8 tRNA genes are annotated in these 746 nt (G+C 52.8%); all 8 read right to left on the minus strand.

What is annotated here, in order from left to right:
- Nucleotide 1: 1 nt before the first annotated feature.
- Nucleotides 2-75: transfer RNA gene (locus tag FC15_RS03020), tRNA-Pro, on the minus strand.
- A 5-nt stretch (nt 76-80) separates the two neighbouring features.
- Nucleotides 81-154: transfer RNA gene (locus tag FC15_RS03025), tRNA-Arg, on the minus strand.
- 13 nt (nt 155-167) lie between these two features.
- Nucleotides 168-253 (minus strand) — tRNA-Leu (locus FC15_RS03030).
- An 11-nt stretch (nt 254-264) separates the two neighbouring features.
- Nucleotides 265-336 (minus strand) — tRNA-Gly (locus FC15_RS03035).
- Between the two features lie 3 nt (nt 337-339).
- Nucleotides 340-412 (minus strand) — tRNA-Thr (locus tag FC15_RS03040).
- A gap of 33 nt (nt 413-445) precedes the next feature.
- Nucleotides 446-528, minus strand: a tRNA-Leu gene (locus tag FC15_RS03045).
- Between the two features lie 14 nt (nt 529-542).
- Nucleotides 543-615 (minus strand) — tRNA-Lys (locus tag FC15_RS03050).
- Between the two features lie 2 nt (nt 616-617).
- Nucleotides 618-690 (minus strand) — tRNA-Val (locus FC15_RS03055).
- Nucleotides 691-746: the final 56 nt, after the last annotated feature.

Consider the following 746-nt stretch of genomic DNA (forward strand, 5'->3'; position numbering starts at 1 on the left):
ATCGGGAAGACAGGATTCGAACCTGCGACCCCCTGGTCCCAAACCAGGTGCTCTACCAAGCTGAGCTACTTCCCGAACTATGCACCCAGTAGGAGTCGAACCTACAACCTTCTGATTCGTAGTCAGACACTCTATCCAATTGCGCTATGGGTGCATTTTTCATTATATGCCGAGGACCGGAATCGAACCGGTACGGTGATCACTCACCGCAGGATTTTAAGTCCTGTGCGTCTGCCAGTTCCGCCACCCCGGCGATATAATGAAAGCGGAAGACGGGATTCGAACCCGCGACCCCCACCATGGCAAGGTGATGTTCTACCACTGAACTACTTCCGCATATGCCGACTAGACGATTTGAACGCCCGACCCTCTGATTACAAATCAGATGCTCTACCAACTGAGCTAAGTCGGCATCTCTTTTTTCGTTGACGCCTCTCGGCGTTAATACGGGTGAAGGGACTTGAACCCATACGTCCTTCGGACACTAGAACCTAAATCTAGCGCGTCTGCCAATTCCGCCACACCCGTATAATGGTCAACTATGAGTCGTGACAGGCTCGAACTGTCGACCCTCTGATTAAAAGTCAGATGCTCTACCAACTGAGCTAACGACTCAATGGAGGTTACAGGGCTCGAACCTGTGACCCTCTGCTTGTAAGGCAGACGCTCTCCCAGCTGAGCTAAACCTCCATTTAGCGTGGCAGCGCCCTACCCTCGCAGGCAGTCTCCCACCAACTACTCTCGGC

Source organism: Lapidilactobacillus concavus DSM 17758 (assembly GCF_001435835.1).
Taxonomy (GTDB): Bacteria; Bacillota; Bacilli; order Lactobacillales; family Lactobacillaceae; genus Lapidilactobacillus; species Lapidilactobacillus concavus.